The 18,839-nt window shown below is 69.1% G+C and carries 16 protein-coding genes; 6 read left to right on the top strand and 10 right to left on the bottom strand.

Features of this window, described 5'->3' with window-relative positions; translation table 11 throughout:
• Positions 1-171 precede the first annotated feature (171 nt).
• The 4 genes from glgX (at position 172) to AB0K28_RS36415 (ending at position 7,418) form a co-directional block, all read left to right on the top strand.
• Positions 172-2,265, top strand: a complete 2,094-nt coding sequence (gene glgX, locus AB0K28_RS36430; protein ID WP_364378917.1) for a glycogen debranching protein GlgX — start codon at positions 172-174, stop codon at positions 2,263-2,265.
• Positions 2,258-4,387 (top strand): malto-oligosyltrehalose synthase, encoded by a 2,130-nt coding sequence (gene treY, locus AB0K28_RS36425; RefSeq protein WP_364378914.1) that lies wholly within the window; start codon positions 2,258-2,260, stop codon positions 4,385-4,387. The genes glgX and treY overlap by 8 nt, the downstream gene beginning before the upstream one ends.
• Positions 4,377-6,086 (top strand): malto-oligosyltrehalose trehalohydrolase, encoded by a 1,710-nt coding sequence (gene treZ / locus AB0K28_RS36420; protein WP_364378911.1) that lies wholly within the window; start codon positions 4,377-4,379, stop codon positions 6,084-6,086. The genes treY and treZ overlap by 11 nt, the downstream gene beginning before the upstream one ends.
• A gap of 348 nt (positions 6,087-6,434) precedes the next feature.
• On the top strand, positions 6,435-7,418 hold the full coding sequence (locus AB0K28_RS36415) for a hypothetical protein (protein ID WP_364378908.1): 984 nt from the start codon (positions 6,435-6,437) through the stop codon (positions 7,416-7,418).
• A gap of 62 nt (positions 7,419-7,480) precedes the next feature.
• On the opposite strand, the gene AB0K28_RS36410 is transcribed toward AB0K28_RS36415, so the two are convergent.
• Positions 7,481-9,076, bottom strand: a complete 1,596-nt coding sequence (locus AB0K28_RS36410) for an FAD-dependent monooxygenase (RefSeq protein ID WP_364378905.1) — start codon at positions 9,074-9,076, stop codon at positions 7,481-7,483.
• A gap of 250 nt (positions 9,077-9,326) precedes the next feature.
• Positions 9,327-9,911 (bottom strand): TetR/AcrR family transcriptional regulator, encoded by a 585-nt coding sequence (locus AB0K28_RS36405; RefSeq protein WP_345397473.1) that lies wholly within the window; start codon positions 9,909-9,911, stop codon positions 9,327-9,329.
• A gap of 78 nt (positions 9,912-9,989) precedes the next feature.
• On the opposite strand from AB0K28_RS36405, the gene AB0K28_RS36400 reads away from it, so the two are divergent.
• Positions 9,990-10,538, top strand: a complete 549-nt coding sequence (locus AB0K28_RS36400; RefSeq protein WP_364378902.1) for a nuclear transport factor 2 family protein — start codon at positions 9,990-9,992, stop codon at positions 10,536-10,538.
• Positions 10,535-10,774 (top strand): heavy-metal-associated domain-containing protein, encoded by a 240-nt coding sequence (locus tag AB0K28_RS36395; RefSeq protein WP_364378899.1) that lies wholly within the window; start codon positions 10,535-10,537, stop codon positions 10,772-10,774. The genes AB0K28_RS36400 and AB0K28_RS36395 overlap by 4 nt, the downstream gene beginning before the upstream one ends.
• A gap of 206 nt (positions 10,775-10,980) precedes the next feature.
• Here the strand turns inward: AB0K28_RS36395 and AB0K28_RS36390 are convergent, their stop codons facing one another.
• From AB0K28_RS36390 to AB0K28_RS36355, 8 genes are all read right to left on the bottom strand, one after another.
• On the bottom strand, positions 10,981-11,271 hold the full coding sequence (locus AB0K28_RS36390; protein ID WP_364378896.1) for an MTH1187 family thiamine-binding protein: 291 nt from the start codon (positions 11,269-11,271) through the stop codon (positions 10,981-10,983).
• A 122-nt stretch (positions 11,272-11,393) separates the two neighbouring features.
• Positions 11,394-11,720: a hypothetical protein gene (locus tag AB0K28_RS36385; protein ID WP_345397482.1), complete on the bottom strand. Its 327-nt coding sequence runs from the start codon at positions 11,718-11,720 to the stop codon at positions 11,394-11,396.
• 10 nt (positions 11,721-11,730) lie between these two features.
• Complete coding sequence (locus AB0K28_RS36380) at positions 11,731-12,408, bottom strand: uracil-DNA glycosylase (RefSeq protein ID WP_364378893.1); 678 nt, start codon at positions 12,406-12,408, stop codon at positions 11,731-11,733.
• Between the two features lie 70 nt (positions 12,409-12,478).
• Positions 12,479-13,855 (bottom strand): M1 family metallopeptidase, encoded by a 1,377-nt coding sequence (locus AB0K28_RS36375; RefSeq protein WP_364378890.1) that lies wholly within the window; start codon positions 13,853-13,855, stop codon positions 12,479-12,481.
• A 91-nt stretch (positions 13,856-13,946) separates the two neighbouring features.
• Positions 13,947-14,858: a carbohydrate ABC transporter permease gene (locus AB0K28_RS36370; RefSeq protein ID WP_345397488.1), complete on the bottom strand. Its 912-nt coding sequence runs from the start codon at positions 14,856-14,858 to the stop codon at positions 13,947-13,949.
• Complete coding sequence (locus AB0K28_RS36365) at positions 14,855-16,231, bottom strand: sugar ABC transporter permease (RefSeq protein ID WP_364378886.1); 1,377 nt, start codon at positions 16,229-16,231, stop codon at positions 14,855-14,857. Before AB0K28_RS36365 ends, AB0K28_RS36370 begins: the two co-directional genes overlap by 4 nt.
• A gap of 12 nt (positions 16,232-16,243) precedes the next feature.
• Entirely contained in the window at positions 16,244-17,566 is a 1,323-nt protein-coding gene (locus tag AB0K28_RS36360) for an ABC transporter substrate-binding protein (protein WP_364378883.1), read from the bottom strand.
• Positions 17,567-17,573: 7 nt separating this feature from the next.
• Positions 17,574-18,821 (bottom strand): ABC transporter substrate-binding protein, encoded by a 1,248-nt coding sequence (locus tag AB0K28_RS36355; RefSeq protein WP_364378880.1) that lies wholly within the window; start codon positions 18,819-18,821, stop codon positions 17,574-17,576.
• Positions 18,822-18,839 lie beyond the last annotated feature (18 nt).

Here is an 18,839-nt window from a genome sequence, read left to right as displayed (position 1 = left end):
GCTGGAGACGTGGGCCGTCTCCGATACCGCGCCGTCGGGGACGGCCCACCCCTTTGACCTCGGCCGGAGTAACTACGGGCGTGGCGTGGGAAGGAACAGGGTGGTCAGGGGGCGGGGTTGTCGCGTGGAGCGGGGGAACGGAACATGGGGAAAGACCGCAAGGGAGCCTCGATGATCGAGATCTGGCCGGGAGACCCCTACCCGCTCGGGGCGACGTACGACGGGGCCGGCACGAACTTCTCGCTCTACACCGAGGTCGCGGACAAGGTCGAGCTGTGCCTGTTCGACGACGACAACGTCGAGTCCCGGGTGCCGCTGACGGAGGTCGACGGGTTCATCTGGCACGGCTACCTGCCGGGCATCGGGCCAGGCCAGCGCTACGGCTACCGGGTGCACGGGCCCAACGACCCGGCGAGCGGGCTGCGCTGCAACCCGGCCAAGCTGCTGCTCGACCCGTACGCGATGGCCATCGAGGGCGGGGTCGACTGGAACGAGGCGGTCTACGGCTACCGCTTCGGCCAGCCCGACAGCAGGAACGACGCCGACTCGGCCCCTTACGTGCCGCGCTCGATCGTGATCAACCCGTTCTTCGGGTGGGGCCACGACCGGCCGCCGGCGACGCCGTACCACGACACGGTGATCTACGAGGCCCACGTGCGGGGCCTGACGATCGGCCATCCCAAGATCCCGAAGCACCTGCGCGGCACGTACGCGGCCCTCGGCCACCCGGAGATCCTCGACCACCTCACCAAGCTCGGCGTGACGGCGCTGGAGCTGATGCCGGTGCACCAGTTCGTCACCGACCACATCCTTGAGCAGCGCGGCCTGGCCAACTACTGGGGCTACAACTCGATCGGCTTCTTCGCCCCGCACAACCGCTACTCCAGCCAGGGGCAGCGCGGCGGGCAGGTGCTGGAGTTCAAGGCGATGGTGCGCTCGCTGCACGAGGCGGGCATCGAGGTGATCCTCGACGTCGTCTACAACCACACGGCCGAGGGCAACCACCTGGGGCCCACGCTGGGCTTCAGGGGCATCGACAACGTCAACTACTACCGGCTGGTCGAGAACGACAAGCGCTACTACGTCGACACCACGGGCACCGGCAACAGCCTGCTCATGCGCTCGCCGCACGTCCTGCAGATGATCATGGACTCGCTCCGCTACTGGGTCATCGAGATGCACGTGGACGGGTTCAGGTTCGACCTGGCCTCGACGCTGGCCAGGGAGCTGCACGAGGTCGACCGGCTGAGCGCGTTCTTCGACCTGGTGCAGCAGGACCCCGTGCTGTCGCAGGTCAAGCTCATCGCCGAGCCGTGGGACGTCGGGCCCGGCGGCTACCAGGTCGGCAACTTCCCCTCGCGCTGGACGGAGTGGAACGGCCGCTACCGCGACACCATCCGCGACCTGTGGCGGGGGCAGGCGGCCACGCTGCCGGAGTTCGGCTCCCGCTTCACCGGATCGAGCGACCTCTACAAGGACGACAGCCGCCGCCCAGCCGCCTCGATCAACTTCGTGACCTGTCACGACGGGTTCACGCTGCAGGATCTGGTGTCGTACAACAACAAGCACAACGAGGCGAACAAAGAGGGCAACCGCGACGGCACCGACGACAACCGGTCCTGGAACTGCGGCGAGGAGGGACCCGCGGGCATCGCCGTCGAGTCGCTGCGCGAGCAGCAGAAGCGCAACTTCCTCACCACGCTGTTCCTGTCGCAGGGCGTGCCGATGCTCTCCCACGGCGACGAGCTGGGCCGCACGCAGCGCGGCAACAACAACGGCTACTGCCAGGACAACGAGATCACCTGGGTGGACTGGTCGGACGTCAGGGAGAACTGGCTGCTGCTCGAGTTCACCCAGACGCTGGCGGAGCTGCGCAAGAAACATCCGGTCTTCCGGCGGCGCCGCTTCTTCTACGGCAAGCCGGTACGCGGCCTGAACGACATCGCCTGGCTCACCCCGTCAGGGGAGGAGATGACGGACGGCGACTGGCACGTCGGCTACGCCAAGTCGCTGGCCGTCTTCCTCAACGGCGACGCCATCACCGAGCCCGACCGGCGCGGTCGGCCGATCAGGGACGACTCGTTCCTGTTGCTGTTCAACGCCCACCACGACACGATCACCTTCACGATCCCCAAGGACTACGGCGAGATGTGGCACACCGAGATCGACACGGCCATGCCGATCAGGCTCGACGCGCGCATGGTGAAGGCAGGGGACGCCATCGAGGTGCCGGGCCGCAGCGTACGGGTGCTGCGCCGTGTCTAGGCCCACCTCGACCTACCGGGTGCAGCTCACCCCCGACTTCGGTTTCGCGGAGGTGGCCGAGATCGCGGGCCAGCTCCGCGACCTCGGCGTCAGCCACGTCTACCTGTCGCCGGTCCTGCAGGCCACGCCCGAGTCGCGGCACGGCTACGACGTCACCGACCACTCCAGGATCAGGGAGGAGTTCGGCGGCGCGACCGGGTTCAGGGAGATGGCGCAGCAGCTCGCGGCGCACGACCTCGGCATCGTGCTCGACATCGTGCCCAACCACATGAACACCGTGAACGCCGCGTTCTGGTCGGTGCTGAAGGACGGGCCGGAGTCGCGGTACGCGAGCTGGTTCGACATCGACTGGACCGACGGCACGGTCGCGCTGCCCGTGATCGGCGACGACGTGCGGCCCGTCGTGGACGGCGACGTGCTGCGCTACCACGAGCACGCCTACCCCCACCCCGGCCGCTACCGCCTGGTCGACTGGCGCGAGGGGCCCGGCTACCGGCGCTTCTTCGATGTCTCGTCGCTGATCGGGCTGCGCGTCGAGGACGAGGCGGTGATGTTCGCCACCCACGAGGTGATCTTCTGGCTGCTGGACGAAGGGCTGGTCGACGGGCTGCGCGTCGATCACCCCGACGGCCTGGCCGACCCGCGCGGCTACCTCGAACGGCTGCGCGAGCGCACGGGCGGCGCCTGGACGGTGGTCGAGAAGATCCTCATCGGGCCCGAGCGGCTGCCCGCCGACTGGGCCTGCGACGGCACGACCGGCTACGACGTGCTCAACCGGGTCAACGGCCTGTTCGTCGACCCCCAAGGCAAGGAGCCGCTGGTCGAGCTGTTCACCCGGCTGACCGGGCAGCCCGCCGACTACCGGCCGGTGATGGCGCGGGCCAAGCGGGAGGTGCTCGACCTGTTCTTCGGCGCCGAGGTGGACCGGCTGGCCAGGATCACCTCGTGCGCGCCTGACGCCGTGCGCGAGCTGCTCGCCGCGATGCCGGTCTATCGCGCGTACGTGGTGCCGGGCGAGCCGCCGCCGCCCGAGTCGGTCGAGATCGTCGAGCGGGCCGCCGCGACCTGCTCTCCCGCCGTCCGGCCGCTCGTGCAGGAGGTCCTGTACGGCTCCGCCGAGTCGATCGTGCGTTTCCAGCAGGCGTGCGGCCCCGTCATGGCCAAGGGCGTCGAGGACACGGCGCTCTACCGGTGGTTCCCCCTGGCCTGCCTCAACGAGGTGGGCGGCGAGCCGGACGTGTTCGGGACCCCGGTGGAGGAGTTCCACGACTTCTGCGGGCGGATGTGGCCGTACACGATGACCACGCTGTCCACCCACGACACCAAACGCTCCGAGGACGTCCGGGCGCGGCTGTCGGTGCTGGCGGAGATGCCGGGGGAGTGGGCGGCGGCCGTGGCCGAGTGGTCGGCGCAGGTCAGCTTCGACCCGCACCTCGACTACCTGGCCTGGCAGAACCTCATGGCGGCCTGGCCCATCTCCGCCGAGCGGTTCACCGACTACCTGCTGAAGGCGGCGCGCGAGGCCAAGACCGCGATCTCCTGGGTCAACCCCGACCCCGCCTACGAGCGGCGGCTGCGGGCCTTCGCCGAGGCCGCCGTGCGGCTGCCGGTGGGCGGGTTCACCGAGCGCATCGACCCGTACGCGATGGCGAACTCGCTCGGCGCCAAGCTGGTGCAGCTCATGATGCCCGGGGTGCCCGACGTCTACCAGGGCAACGAGACCACCGACTTCTCGCTGGTCGATCCCGACAACCGGCGGCCGGTGACGTACCCACGCAAACCGGAGACCGCTTGGGACTCCGCCAAGCTGCTCGTCACCACCCAGGCGCTGCGGCTGCGGCGGCGGCTCGACGGCGACGCGGCGTACCTGCCGCTGCGTGCCGAGGGCGAGCGCGCCGGCCACGTGATCGCCTTCGCCCGCGGCGACCGGCCGCAGGCCGTGGCCGTCGCGACCCGGCTGCCCGTACGCCTGGCCGCCACCGGCTGGGGCGCCACCACGCTCACGCTGCCCCCCGGCAACTGGCGTGACCTGCTCACCGGCGGCCGCCACAGCGGCCGCATCCCCCTCGCACACCTGCTCGGTCAGTACCCGGTCGCACTCCTGGAGAGACATGATCTTTGAGGTCTGGGCACCGAAGGCGACGGCGGTCGAGGTCGACACCATGGGCTCCCGCCGGGCGATGACACGCGGCGACGGAGGGTGGTGGTCGCAGGAGGTCGCGGAGGCCGGCCACGGCACGCGGTACGCCTTCACGGTGGACGGCGAGGGCCCCTACCCCGACCCGCGCTCCAGGCGGCAGCCCGAGGGCATCTTCGGGCCGAGCGCCGTCTACGAGCACGACCGCTTCACCTGGGCAGACCACGACTGGAAGGGCCGTGACCTGCGCGGCGGCGTCGTCTACGAGCTGCACATCGGCACCTTCACCCAGGAGGGGACGTTCTCGGCCGCCATCGAGAAGCTGCCGCACCTCATCGAGCTGTGCGTGGACTTCGTCGAGATCATGCCGGTCGCGCCCGTTCCCGGCATGCGCAACTGGGGGTACGACGGCGTCGATCTGTACGCCGTGAACGAGACGTACGGAGGGCCCGACGGGCTCAAGTCGTTCGTGGACGCCTGCCACCGGGCCGGGATCGGTGTCATCCTCGACGTCGTCTACAACCACCTCGGGCCGTCGGGGAACTTCCTGCGGCCCTTCGGCCCGTACTTCGCCGGCTTCGAGGGCAGCTACTGGGGCGAGGCGGTCAACCTCGACGGGCCCGACTCCGACGAGGTACGCCGCTACTTCATCGGCAACGCCCTGCAGTGGTTGCGCGACTACCACATCGACGGCCTGCGCCTCGACGCCGTCCACGCGCTGCACGACCGGCGCGCCACCCACCTGCTGGCCGAGCTCGCCGCCGAGGTGGACGTGCTCGCCTGCGCCGTCGGGCGTCCCCTGTCGCTGATCGCCGAGTCCGACCTGAACGACCCGCGCATGGTCCGCTCGCTCGACGCGGGCGGCCTCGGCATGACCGCGCAGTGGAACGACGACGTCCACCACGCCCTGCACTGCGCGGTCAGCGGCGAGAGCCACGGCTACTACCAGGACTTCGCCGACCTCTCCGCGCTGGCCAAGGTGCTCACGCACGGGGTCGTGCACGACGGGACGTACTCCAGCTTCCGCGCCCGCTCCCACGGCCACTCCTTCGCCGGCGTGCCGGGACACCGGCTCGTCGCCTGCCTGCAGAACCACGACCAGATCGGCAACCGCCCGCTCGGCGACCGCCTCCCGCTGCCCGCACTCAAGCTCGGCGCCGGGCTGCTGCTCACCTCGCCGTTCACGCCGATGCTGTTCATGGGGGAGGAGTGGGGGTCGCGCTCGCCGTTCCTGTTCTTCTCCGACCACGTCGACCAGGAACTGCGGGGGAGCGAGGGGACGCGGCGCGCCCGCGAGTTCGTCGGGTACGGCTACCGCTGGGACGCGCCCGACCCGTCCGATGAGGAGACGTTCCTGCGGTCGAAGCTGGACTGGAGCGAGGTCAAGGAGGAGGCGCACTGGTCGCTGCTGTGCTGGTACCGCGACCTGATCGCCCTCCGCAAAGCCCTGCCCGAACTGTCCGACCCGCGACTCGACCGGGTGCGGGTGGAGGTCGATCCGCTGGCGCGGTGGCTGGTGATGTGGAGGGGGGAGCTGGCCGTGGCGGTGAACTTCGCGCAGGAGACGGTGACGGTGCCGGTGGGCAAGGGAACGGTGCTGCTGGCGTCGGACGAGCCCATATCGACCGACACGGACGGCCTCCGCCTACCGGCCCAATCCATGGTCATCACCCGCCCCGCCTGACCTCTCATGGGGGCGCCGAGCTTCCGGCGCCCCCAGTTCCCACCTTCCAGCCTTCGGTTCCTGGCCCCCGGCTCCAGCCCTCACCCTCGGCCCGCCGCCCTTTGGGCCTTCAGACCGCGGCCCCTGGCCTTCCCTTGGCCTCTCGGCCCCCGGCCCTTTCAGCCCTCTGTGCTCCGGTCACGCGAGGTTATCCACAGACCGGCACGCCGTGGATCCCCCCATCCACAGAACCGCATTCCAATCTCCGAACCCCACCCGCCTTCGCTCATCCTGGTTGCCGCCTGATCCATCGCTTCACCGGATCGCCGCAGCCAACATCCACCCCCAGTTCCGCGAAGGCCCCGACCCATGAAGATCACCCTCCCCCTGCCGGCCACCACGACCTCCCGCTTCATCGTCGCCATGGAACACCTGCCGTTCGACCCCACGTCCTTCATTCCCTGGCGCATCGGCTCCCCCTACAGGCGGGCGGCGATCAGCGCAGCGGCCGCCGGCATGCTGGCGGTCACCCACCACACCACCCAGTGGAGACCCGCGGGCGCCGGCCTCACCGACGACGAGAGACGCCGCCTGCGCCGCACCAGACAGCACCTGGTGGTCACCTCGGCGGCACCCCCGCACCGGCTGCCCACCGCCGCCCAAGTGGCGAGGGCCGCCGCCAGAGCCATGGCCAAGGAGTGCGACGGTCTGCTGATCGACCCGCTGACCGCCTCCACCATCCTCACCTGCGGCCGCTGCTCGGGCGAGCCCACCCACTTCCGCCTCACCGACGACTGGCTGTCCTGGGACGTCCAGGTCCACGACGCCGCCACCTGCCCACCTTGGGACCCTGCCGACATGGGCGCCTGCGACTGCCTGCGCGTCACGTCGAGGGGCCTGCGCCGCTTCGCCCTCCCCGAGATCACCCTCGACGGCGCCGCCTGTGCCCACAACCTCTGCGCGACCAACCTCCTCCGCACGGTCGCCAACCGCCTGGTGACCGACCACCTGTCCTACCTCAACGCCCACCCGGGAGCCGCCACCCGCAAGATCGACGACTTCCTCCGCATCCACCCCTCCGACCAGCCCGACGGCGGCCTCCCGTTCGCCGTCCAGCTGACCCCGTACGACGCGGACGCCGGCGAGCTGGGCCGCACGGGCAGCATCCGGCGACTCAAAATCGGCCCCACCCCAGGCGCAGGAGTGGTCACCTGCCTCAAGGTGGGCCCGCCCTCAGGCTTCACCGGCTCCCTCAACAGCTGGCTCTGCGCCACCCAAGCCCCCCGCCACACCACCCCGGGCCTCGGAGCCCGGGCCCTTGGAGCCCTTGAAACCACCCGGATGGCCGCATGACCATCACCCCGCAGATCACCGCCTGCCCTCACCTTGGCTCAGCCGCCGGCCCCCGTAGGCCGTCAGCGGCTGAGGATCCGGCGGAGGACACGTTCGAGCGTCCCCAGCGGGTCCGGGTCGGCGTCGGGGGACCGCCAGGCGACGTACCCGTCGGGCCGCACCAGAACGGCGCCGCCCTCGCGCACGCCGTACCGCTCCATGAAGCGTCCCTCCACATCGACAAGCTCGTCACCCACCAGCAGCCGAGTGAGCCGGATCCCGAGCCGATCCTTGACCAGCCGCCCGGCGTCCATCCACACCTGACCACCGGGCTTGGCGGCCAGCAGGACGAACCCGGTCCCGAACAGGTCGATGGTGGAGATGAGCTGCCCGTCCCAGTCGAGAACGACGTGCGGGGCCCGACTGCCGGGCCGCCCAGTAGGGACACGCGGGTCTTCCAGGATCGACCCGTCATCGCCGGGCTCATCGATGATGGCGGAGGAGTGATACCGGCGCCCGAGCAGCACACCGATCGGATCCTCAAGAGGCTCGGGATACCCGACACGGGCGGCGGGCGGCATGCGTACACCGAGGTTGGCAAGCTGCGAGTCGGCCATCAGCCTGCCGATGGGCCGGCGCTCGGCATCGTAGGTGTCGAGGAAGGCCGGCCCTGCCTGCCCGCTGAGCACGAGCCACAACCGCCACGCCAGGTCACACCCATCCTCGAGCGCGGTGCTCCCGCCCTGCCCACCGGTAGGCGGCATGGTGTGAGCGGCGTCCCCGGCGAAGAACACCCGTCCAGCACGGTAGGTGTCGGCCAGCACATGGGAGATCCCGACCAGAGGCCGGTCGAGCACCCGTACGTCGAGCTCAGGCCGCCCAGTGGCCAGCCGTACGAGTTCGACACAGCGCTCCTCGGTGAAGTCGGCCTCGCTCTCGCCCTCTTTGAGATTGACGCCGAGCACGTGACTCCCGGTCCCGGTGCCGGTGACGATCACGCCGGTGAAGACGTCGTTCTGCAGATACCAGAGAGTGACCTCCCGCTCCCTGACCAGCCCCGACAGATCGGCGTCGAACATGATCGAGCACAGCTCCCCCAGCGACCCCTTACCGGAGGTAGGAACGTCCAGCGCCGCCCGCAGCGGGCTGCGATACCCATCGGCGGCGATCACGTACTCGGCCCGTACGAGCCGCTCACCATCTTTGTCCCTGATCACCGCACTGACCCCGGCGGCGTCCTGCTCCAGAGAGACCAGCTCAGTGGAGAAGCGCAGATCAGCGCCCAGATCCTCGGCTTTGGTACGCAGAATCCGCTCGATCTCCGCCTGCGGCGCTCCCACCGCAGGCACAGGCGTGAGCTCAGCCATGAAGGCGAACTCCTCCTGCTCATCGTGCACGATCATGCGCGGCTGAGGATCGGCCAGGCTACCGGCGATCGCGATCCGCATGTTCTCCCCGATGCCCGCCCAGATGGCAGTCAGCTCCTCCTCGACGCCGGGCACGGACCGCAGCATCTCCAGAGCTTGGGGCCCGACCCCGAACGCCTTGGGCTGCACGGACGTACTGGCATGCCGCTCAACCAGCATGACCGGCACCTCCCGCCAAGCCAGCAGCGCCGCCGCACTGAGCCCCGCATACCCCCCACCAACAACAAGAACCGGCACCCGCTCCTGCTCCATTGCCCCCACCTCCCAAGTCGCGTACTATCGCGTCTACAACGCAACAAGATATGTCGCGTCCGAGGACGGGTCAAGATATATCTCGAAATCCACCCTCAGGACACACCGCCCCCAGCACCACCCTTATGGGCCCGCACGCCGGCCTCTCGGCGACGACAACAGAGGCGGGACGGGGTGTTGCCCCGGCGGGGTGTGGTGATCGTCGCTGGTGGAGGAGCGTGGTCAAGCGGTCGCTGGTGCGGGAGGGTGGTCAGGACGGGTGGAGGAGGCGGAGGAGGCTGATTCGGAGGGCTTCGTCCGCCTCGGCGGCGGGGAGGCGCCCGGCCATGCGTTCTTCGCCGGCGGTGTGGCTCAGTGTGATGACGGCTGCGATCAGCCAGTCCACCGGGAGGTGGTTGTCGAACTCGCCTGCTTGTCGGCCGCGTTCGATGACGCGTCTCAGCCGGTCGGCTACCGGGGTGTGGCGGGTCTGATCCTCGTCCGGGGGGACGGGCAGAGTGCTGAGGTGTTGCATCAGCTTGGTGTGGCGGCCGGCGGCTCTGGCGCCGGCGTCGATCAGGCGCAGCAGGGCGTCGGCGGCTGGGCCGGTGTCGAGGTCGGCGGCGTCCATCTCCGCCACTGCCTCTTCCGTGAGTCGGTCGAGCACTGCCGTCAGCAACCGTTGGCGTGAGGGGAAGTGGGCGTAGACGGTCTGGCGGGTCACGCCTGCCGCGGTGGCGATGGCGTCGACGCTGGCGTCCGGCCGGGCGTCGAGCAGCTTGATCGCGGCGTCGAGGATGGCCGCACGGCTGCGTCGGGCGTCGGCGCGACGAGCGCGGGCCGGTGGGGAGCTCAATTCTTACACCTTGCCAAAGTTGAGTACGTATGTATCTTTGACGTACTGTCAAAGTTACTACAGCGGACCGGAGTGAGCATGCGTCCACTCAGCGACAGCGACCCCAAAGAGTTCATCACCGAGTTCTTCGCCTCCTTCACAGAGGATCTCCTGCGGGACGACGAGGATCCGGCGGTGATCGTGGATCGCTACCACACGGCGGACATCGTCGAGACAGCCGACGGTCACCGGATGGATCGGGAGAAGCTGATCGCGCACACCCGCCCTGTGCGCAAGAACCGGCCCGTCAGCCGCATGGAGGTGCACGAGGCGGTGGCCGATGGAGATCGGCTCGCCGCCCGCTACACGATGCACGTGGAGCAGCGGAAGAAGGAGTTCGCCATGGAGGTGTACTTCTTCGGGCGGTTCGCGAGCGATGGGCGGATGCGCGAGGCGCACATGCTCACACGCACGGTCCCTGACGAGGAGAGGAAGGGCGGTTCGGTGACACGGGTGGCCGGCGAAAAGCTCGGCGAGCGTCCTGGCGGGGATTCAGGTGAGCGCTCGGATGGGCCCTACGGCGATCGTTCTGAGGATCGTTCTGGGGAGCGCTTCGGTGGAGGCGCCGGTGGGGAGGTGCCGGCGTGAGCACCAGTACGTACGTGGTGAGCGGTATGGCGTGTGGGCACTGTGCGGACGCCGTCACCGAAGAGCTCGAACGTGTCCCCGGCGTCACTGCCGTGCGGGTGGACGTCGAGGCGGATCGGGTCACGGTGACCAGCGATCGGGAGCTGGATCTTGCGCGGGTGCGGGCCGCCGTCGAGGAGGCAGGCTACGAGCTCACCGACCCCGGCCCTGAGCAAGGGGTTGACGAGGCGGTCTGAGAAGGCGGTCCAGCCAGTTGATGTGGACGTTCGGTGTCGGCCATCGACCTTGGTCCCAGGGTGCGGTCTCCGGTCTGAGCAGTCCACTTGAGCGCAGGGCTGAGCACTTCTGTTAGCGGTTTGGCGACCGGGCGCTGAGGTTGCTGGCCCAGGGAAGTGGGCTGAGCGGGCCGTCGCTTGGGTGGTCTGGCCGCGACGTCCCAGGGTCAGGTGAGGTGGCTTTCCAGGGATTCGAGTTTTGAGGTCATGCCGTCTGTTACGCCTTCCCTGATGTCGGCCTTCAGGACGAGGCTGACTCTGGGGGCGACCTCCGCCACCGCGTCCACAGCGCGCTTCACCACGTCCATGACCTCGTCCCACTCGCCCTCGATGGTGGTGAACATCGCGTCCGTGCGGTTCGGGAGGCCGCTTTCGCGGACGACCTTGACGGCGCGGGCGACGGGTTCGGCGACTCCTTCGCCGACGCCCAGCGGGGTGATGGAGAATGCGACGATCATGAGGTTCCCTCTTTGGGAAGTCGGCGGTGGAGAGACCCTAGATGCGGGTGTGGGGGGATGGGGGGTTGGGTGAGGGCGGAGAGCCACGACGTTCGGTGACGTCGTGGCTGACGCCGTACGGGTCACGCGTGGTCGTGCTCTTCCTCGTCCTCTTCCTCGCTGGGCCCCTCGGACGGCTCGACGCCGAGGACGGCCTCCCGGGGTTCGATCTCGTCGATGTGGTCGACGAGCTGCAGCACGTGGTCGGGTTCGATCAGCCACTGCAGGGCGGAGGCGCCGCTGTCGTCGGAGGCGACCAGTTCGGCCTGCTCCGTGCGCTCCTCGTCGGTCAGGTCGGCGTCGGGGTGCCTGATCTCACGCAGCGCCGCCGCCTGTAGGGCGTCCATGTCGAGCACCTCGACGGTCAGCTCGACCGTGAGACGCAGGAACTTCGGTTCTTCATCAGTCATGGCGACGATGCTAGGGCAGCTTCCACTCGACAGGCGCGGCGCCTTGCTGGACGAGCAGCTCATTGGCGCGGCTGAAGGGCCGCGAGCCGAAGAAACCGCTGCGTGCGGAGAGGGGGGAGGGGTGGGCGGACTCGATGCGCGGGATGTCGCCGAGCATGGGGGCGAGGTTGCGGGCGTCGCGGCCCCACAGGATGGCGACCATGGGCTTCTGGCGCGCGACGAGGGCGCGGATGGCCTGCTCGGTGACCTGTTCCCAGCCCTTGCCCCGGTGGGAGGCGGGCTTGCCCGGCATGACGGTGAGCACCCTGTTGAGCAGCAGGACGCCCTGCTCGGCCCACGGGGTGAGGTCGCCGTTGGAGGGGCGGGGCAGGCCGAGATCGGTCTCCATCTCCTTGTAGATGTTGACCAGGCTGCCGGGCAGCGGCCGCACGTCGGGGGCGACGGAGAACGACAGCCCGACCGGGTGGCCGGGGGTGGGATAGGGGTCCTGGCCCACGATCAGCACCTTGACGTCGTCAAAGGGCTGGTTGAAGGCGCGCAGGACGTTCGCGCCCGCGGGCAGGTATTGCCTGCCTTCGGCGATCTCCTTGCGCAGGAACTCGCCCATGTGGGAGATCTGCTCGGTGACGGGCTCGAGCGCGCGTGCCCATCCGGCTTCGACGACTTCGTTCAGGGGACGACCGGCCATGGGTGTTGAGCTTAGTCAGGTCTGGTACGGCTTGCCGCCGAAACGTCGGGGACGAGCCGTACCAGAATGATCACAGGGACGGCTTGCCGGGCTGGTGGAGCCAGGCGTCGAAGAGAGCGCCGAGTCGCCGGCCGGCGACGCGTTCCGCGAGGGAGACGAAGGCGGCGGTGTCGGCGTTGCCGTAGCGGTGCTCGCGGGCCCAGGCCCGCAGGATGGCGAAGAACGTGCGGTCGCCGACCGTGCCGCGCAGCGCGTGCAGGGTCATGGCGCCGCGGTCGTAGACGGGGGCGTGGAAGAGGTTCTGGGGGCCGCCGGGGTCGGCGGTCGGGGTTTGCCAGAAGTCGTCGTCGGCGGGCCGCGCGTACGCCTCCTCGAACGACTCCTGCACGGTCCTGGTGCCGAGCTTGTCGGACCACAGCCATTCGGCGTACGTGGCGAAGCCCTCGTTGAGCCAGATGTCGCGCCATGAGGTCGGCGTCACCGAGTTGCCGAACCACTGGTGCGCCAGCTCGTGCGCGAGCAGCGACTCGCCGGGCGCGCCGGGGTAGACGGGCCTGGTCTGGGTCTCCAGCGCGTAGCCGACCTCGGGCGCGTGGTCGACGATGCCGCCGGTGGAGGAGTACGGGTACGGCCCGAACAGTCCGCTGAAGTAGTCGAGCACCGGCGGGTGCCGCTCGGCGAAGCCCGGCGCGGACTGCTGGGGGTCGACGGCCGTGGTGACCCGGTAGCGGCCGATCCTGGTGTCGGTGAGGGAGAACGCGCCGATGGTCACGGTGGCGAGGTAGTTGGCCATGGGCTCGCGGGAGTTCCACACGTAGGTGGTGCGCCCGGCTCTCGACGTCCGCCGTACGAGGTCGCCGTTGGCGACGGCGACCCGGGTGCTCGGCACGGTCACGGTGAACCGGTGGGTGGCCTTGTCGGTCATGTGGTGGTTGCCGGGGAACCAGCTCTTGGCGCCTTGGGGTTCGTTGGCGTTGTAGACGCCGTCGGAGGTCTTGATCCAGCCGTCCATGGAGCCGTCGGGGTCCACGACGTGGACGGGCTCGCCGTCGTACCGGATGGCGGTGGTGAAGGCGCGGCCGCGGGGGAGTGCACGTGCGGGCGTGACGACGAGTTCGGAGCCGCTCTGCGCGTGGGCGGCGGCCCGGCCGTCCACGGTCACGGACCGGACGGTGAGCGTGTCGACGAGGTCGAGGTTGAAGCGGCTGAGCGCCTGCGTGGCACGGGCGGTGATGCGGGCGAGGCCCTGCAGGCGTCCCGTGGCGGGGTCGTAGTCGAGCGTGAGGTCGTAGTGGGCGGCGTCGTAGCCGCCGTTGCCCTGCTCGGGGAAGTACGGGTCGCCGGCGCCCGGCGCGCCGGGACGGGCGCCGTGCACGGGGGAGGCGGCCGCCGGGGTGAGGGGGAGCGTGATGAAGGCCGCTGCGGTGAGAGCGAGGAGACGCTTCATGGACGCACATCGGGACGGCGGCGGCCGCCGTTACGCGGGCGAGCGCCCGCCCACCCCCTCGGGTGAACGGGCGCCCGTCAGATCAGGCCGGTCACTTCACGGAGCCGGCCATCATGCCCTGGACGAAGTACCGCTGGAAGGCGAAGAACAGGACCAGCGGGATGATCAGCGACATGAACGCGCCCGACGACAGGATGTCGACGTTCGACCCGAACTGCCGCATCTGCGACTGCAGGTACTTGGTCATCGGCTGGTTGCCGGTGTTGGCGAAGACCAGCGCGATGAGCATGTCGTTCCACACCCACAGGAACTGGAAGATGCCCAGCGACGCGATGGCGGGCTTGCCCAGCGGGAAGACCACCGACATGAAGATCTTCCACTCCGATGCGCCGTCCATGCGGGCGGCCTCCAGCAGCGAGGCGGGGATGCCCACGAAGAAGTTCCGCAGCAGGAAGATCGCGAACGGCAGGCCGAACGCCACGTGGAACAGCACCACGCCGGGGATCGAGCCGAAGATGCCGGTGGACCCGTAGAAGGACGCGATGGGGATCAGCGCGATCTGGATCGGCACGATGAGCAGGCCGACCACGACGAGGAAGCTGACGTCACGGCCGGGGAAGTCCATCCAGGCGAACGCGTACGCCGCCATGGCCGCGATGCCGATCACCAGGACCGTGGTGGGTACCGTGATGGCCACGGTGTTCCAGAACGAGGCGGTGAACCCGCTGCCGAGCAGGTTGGCGTAGTTCTGCAGGGTCAGCTCGGCCGGCTTGGTGAAGACGGTCCACCAGCCCTCGGCGTTGTTGACCTGCGTCGTACGCATGGAGACGACCAGCAGGCCCAGGGTAGGTACCAGCCAGAACAGGCCCAGCACCACCATGACGACCTGGACGGCGCCGCCGCCCACGCGATCGACGATCTTGCCGACCACGCTCCTGCGCGGCGTGCCCGACTCCAGCCCCGACGAGGCGCCGGAGGATGCGGTGGCGGTCGCGGTGGTCATGAGTCTCCCCTCCGGAACCGTCGGATGTTCATGATCATGAAGGGAAGGACCAGGATCAGCAGGAAGATGGCCAGCGCACTGCCCAGCCCCTGGTTGTTCCCGCCGCCGAAGGAGACGCGCCACATCTCCAGCGCGACCACGTTCGCCTGGGGTTGCACCGAGGCGGGGGCGATGATGAACACCAGGTCGAACACCTTCAAGGTATTGATGATCATCGTCACGAAGACGACGAGCAGGACCGGCGACAGCAGCGGCACGGTGATCCTGCGGAACACCTGCCACTCCGTGGCGCCGTCGATGCGGGCGGCCTCCAGCGAGTCACGCGGGATGGCCGCGAGGCCCGCCGCGATCAGCACCATGGCGAAACCTGCCCACACCCAGACGAACGCTCCGATGATCGCCGGGGTGATGAGGGTCGGGCCGAGCCAGGTCAGGCCGTTGTAGGAGGCCTCGAAGTTGTCCTTCGGCAGCCGTACGGTGTAGGTGCCGTCGGCCAGCCCGTCGAAGCGGAACGTGCCGTCGGCGGCGGTCGTGGTGGTGGCCGCGACCTCGCCGTTCTGCTGCACGGCCTCGACGGTCATGCCGGGCAGGCCCTTCTCCGTGCCGTCCACGGCGCCGCTCTGGCCGCCGCCGCCCGGCGTGAAGTCGAACCACACCGTGCCCGACAGTCCAGGACCGGTGGCGGCCTTGGCGGGCTGGGCGCCGGAGGGCAGCACGTCCGGCTTGACGCCGACGATCGGGATCAGCACCGGCTGCCCGCTCTGCACGGGCTGCTTGGTGACGACCGAGCCGGCCTCGTCGGCCACGGGCGACTGGTCGCCCTCGCGCGGCCTGGCCTCGGGGTAGCCCTGCGAGGAGGAGAACGTGTCGCTCACGGTCGTGAGGACGGCGTTGGCCAGGCCCTTGTCGGGGTTCTCCTCGTAGACGAGGCGGAAGATGACGCCCGCCGCCATCAGGGAGACGGCCATCGGCATGAACACGATCAGCTTGAACGCGGTCGCCCACCTGATGCGCTCGGTCAGCACCGCGAAGATCAGTCCCAGGGTGGTGACGATGATCGGTGCGACGACGACCCAGATGAGGTTGTTGCGGATGGTGGTGAGCATGCCCTGATCACTGAAGATCGTGGCGTAGTTGCCCAGGCCCACGAATCCGGTGCCCGCCGCGTCGAACAGGCTCCGGAAAATCGAGTAGACGATCGGATAGACCACCCAGATGCCCAGCAGCAACGCGGCTGGGAGGAGGAAGGCGATGGCGACCGCCGGCGAGGGGCCGAGGCGTTTTCTCGTACGGGGGGTTTCAGCCGGTCCGGTGGGGGGCTCGCCCGCGGTGGCCGCGGGCGAGTCCTGCCGGCCGTCCAACCGTTCGGTCACGGCCTTACCTCTTTACTTCCAGGCCTTCTTGGCCTCGGCTTCGAGCGCCTCCTGGGTGCCCTTGACATCGCTGGGGTCGCGCAGGAAGTCCTGCAGGACCTTCCACTCGCCCTTGCCGTCCGTGCCGCCGAACGCGCTGGGGGCCAGGTCGGACATGTCGTAGCGGACCGCGTCACCGGCGGAGACGATCGTCTGGCCGAGCTGCTTCGTCAGCGGGTCGGGGTAGTTGTCGGGGGAGACGTTCTTGTTGGGCGACAGGTAGCCGGGGAGCTTGGCCCAGACCTCGCCGCCCTCCTTGGAGGCGAGGAACTGCACGAGCGCCATCGCGCCGGGGTTGTCCTTCATCGCCACGGCGACGTCGCCGCCGAGCACGACGGGGGCGGTGTCACCGGCCGAGGGGAACGGGAAGTACTTGGCCTCCTCGCCCAGCTTGGCGCCCGACTGGTCGGCCTCGACGGCCACGAAGTCGGCCTCGATGACCATGGCCGCCTTGTCGGTGCCGTAGACCTTGCTCACGCAGGTCGGGAAGTCCGTCTGCATGGTGCCGGAGGTGCCGTCGACCAGGAACTCGCTCTTGGAGACGATCTGCTGGATCTTCTCCAGCGCCGCCTTGACGGTGTCGTCGGTCCACGGGATCTCGTGCTTGGAGAGCTTGTCGTAGTTCTCCGGGCCGGCGGTGGACAGGTAGACGTTCTCGAACAGGTCGGTCAGCGTCCAGCCCGAGGCGCCGCAGAAGGAGAACGGCGGGGTGCCGGAGTCGGCGATGGTCTGAGCGGCCTTGACCATCTCGTCCCAGTTGGTGGGCGGCTGCACGCCGGCGTCCTCGAACGCCTGCGAGCGGTACCAGACCAGCGACTTGTGGGCGGCCTTGACCAGCACGCCGTACACCTTGCCGTCGACGGAGCCGAGCTCCTTCCAGTACGGCGTGTAGTTGGCGTCGATCTCCTTGACCACGTCGTCGTTCAGCGGCTTGAGCGCGTTCTGCTCGGCGTACTGCTGCACCAGACCCGGCTGCGGCAGGATGGCCACGTCGGGCGGGCTGCCGCCCTGGATGCGCGGGCCGAGGTAGGCGCCGGTGTCCTCACCGGTGGAGGCGTAGGTGACCTCGGCGCCGGTCTTGTCGGAGAAAGCCTTGAGCACCTGCTCGAAGTTCTTCTGCTCCGCCCCGGTCCACTTGGCGGCGACTTCGAGCTTCACGCCCTGGAGCGTCTTGGCGCCGTCGGACGCGGGAGCCGACTCCGACGCCGTGGGCTCGGTGGTCGTCGGCGCGTTACCGCAGGCGGCGACGGCTACCGCGAGCCCGGCCAGGATCGCTGCTGCTCTGCCTTTTCGCATGGCTGCCTCACTGGGTTCTGATGATCTCTTGGAGTTCGGACTTCATGGAGGCCGCCACGTCCTGCGCGGCCCCGGGGGAGGGGTTGCTGAGCGCCTTGGCGACCGAACTCGCGATCACCAGGCTCAGCTGGGTGTAGTTGGCGCTCACCGGCCGAGGGTGGGCGGCCAGAATGCTCTCTTTGAGCACGGGCAGGTAGGGGAAGCGTTTGATCAGCTCGGGATCGTCGTAGAGCTCGGTCCACACGGGCGGGAACGAGCCTTCGGTGAGGACCCGGCGCTCGTTCTCCAGGCTCGTGAAGTAGCGGATGAACTCCTGCGCGGTCTGCTGGTGCTTGGAGTAGGCGCTGATCGCCAGGTTCGCGCCGCCCAGCGTGCTGGAGCCGGGGCCGTCCAGGCCGGGCAGCCGGGTCACGCCCAGCTTCTTGCCCAGCTTGGCCTTGGCCGGTCCGTACGCGTGCGGCCAGTTGCGGGCGAAGGCCAGCCGTCCCTCCTGGAAGGCCAGGCGGGACTCCTCCTCCTTGTAGCTCAGCGACTCGTGCGGGATCCAGCCCTCGCGAAGTCCCTGGAGCATGAATTCGATCGCGGTCGCGCCCTTGGCCGGGTCGAGGGTCACCTCGGTGCCGTCGCGGCTGACGATCTCGCCGCCGGCCGAGTGCACGGCTTCTGAGAAGTTGACCGTGAGCCCCTCGTAGGCCAGGAACTGCCCGGCATAGCCTCCTATGTTGTGCTTTTTCGTGATTCGGCGTGACTCGGCGCGAAGCTCGGCCCACGTCCTGGGCGGCTTCTTGACCAGGTCGGCCCGGTAGTAGAGCAGCCCCGCATTACTGGTGTACGGGACGGCCCAGAGCTTGTCCTTGTAGACGGCCGTCTCCACGACGGGCGGCAGGAACCTGTCGAGCGGGAACAACCCGCGCTCCAGGGGGATGATCCAGCCGTTCTCCGCGAATTCGGCAGTCCAGAAGACGTCAAGCCCGAGCACGTCGTACCGGCTGCTCTGGGCCTGGAGGTTGGCCGCCATCTGAGCACGTTGCTCGTCGGCGGCCTCGGGCAGTTCCAGCAGCGTCACCTTCTCGGCCGGGTGGGCCTCGTTCCAGCGATCCAGCAGGGGTTGCAGGTACGCCGTGGTGTCGCGTCCGGTGGCGAACGTGATCGGGCCTGTTCCGCCCGTTCCCGTCTCGCCTCCGCCCTCGTTGCCCGTCGCCGCACAACCGGCCGCGAGAGTCACGGCCAGGAGCAGCGGCAGCGAGCGAAGCACCCTGTTTCCTCCGTGTTC

This window comes from Nonomuraea sp. NPDC049504, from assembly GCF_040676845.1.
Lineage (GTDB): Bacteria > Actinomycetota > Actinomycetes > Streptosporangiales > Streptosporangiaceae > Nonomuraea > Nonomuraea salmonea.
Note: the sequence above shows the minus strand (reverse complement) of the source record. Positions and strands in the feature narration are given on the sequence as shown.

What these genes read in the sequence shown, in the direction of transcription:
- glgX (WP_364378917.1), top strand. Translation starts at nt 172, where the DNA reads ATGATCGAGATCTGGCCGGGAGACCCCTACCCGCTCGGGGCGACGTAC.
- treZ (WP_364378911.1), top strand. Translation starts at nt 4,377, where the DNA reads ATGATCTTTGAGGTCTGGGCACCGAAGGCGACGGCGGTCGAGGTCGAC.
- AB0K28_RS36415 (WP_364378908.1), top strand. Translation starts at nt 6,435, where the DNA reads ATGAAGATCACCCTCCCCCTGCCGGCCACCACGACCTCCCGCTTCATC.
- AB0K28_RS36410 (WP_364378905.1), bottom strand. Translation starts at nt 9,076, where the DNA reads ATGGAGCAGGAGCGGGTGCCGGTTCTTGTTGTTGGTGGGGGGTATGCG.
- AB0K28_RS36400 (WP_364378902.1), top strand. Translation starts at nt 9,990, where the DNA reads ATGCGTCCACTCAGCGACAGCGACCCCAAAGAGTTCATCACCGAGTTC.
- AB0K28_RS36390 (WP_364378896.1), bottom strand. Translation starts at nt 11,271, where the DNA reads ATGATCGTCGCATTCTCCATCACCCCGCTGGGCGTCGGCGAAGGAGTC.
- AB0K28_RS36385 (WP_345397482.1), bottom strand. Translation starts at nt 11,720, where the DNA reads ATGACTGATGAAGAACCGAAGTTCCTGCGTCTCACGGTCGAGCTGACC.
- AB0K28_RS36380 (WP_364378893.1), bottom strand. Translation starts at nt 12,408, where the DNA reads ATGGCCGGTCGTCCCCTGAACGAAGTCGTCGAAGCCGGATGGGCACGC.
- AB0K28_RS36375 (WP_364378890.1), bottom strand. Translation starts at nt 13,855, where the DNA reads ATGAAGCGTCTCCTCGCTCTCACCGCAGCGGCCTTCATCACGCTCCCC.
- AB0K28_RS36370 (WP_345397488.1), bottom strand. Translation starts at nt 14,858, where the DNA reads ATGACCACCGCGACCGCCACCGCATCCTCCGGCGCCTCGTCGGGGCTG.
- AB0K28_RS36360 (WP_364378883.1), bottom strand. Translation starts at nt 17,566, where the DNA reads ATGCGAAAAGGCAGAGCAGCAGCGATCCTGGCCGGGCTCGCGGTAGCC.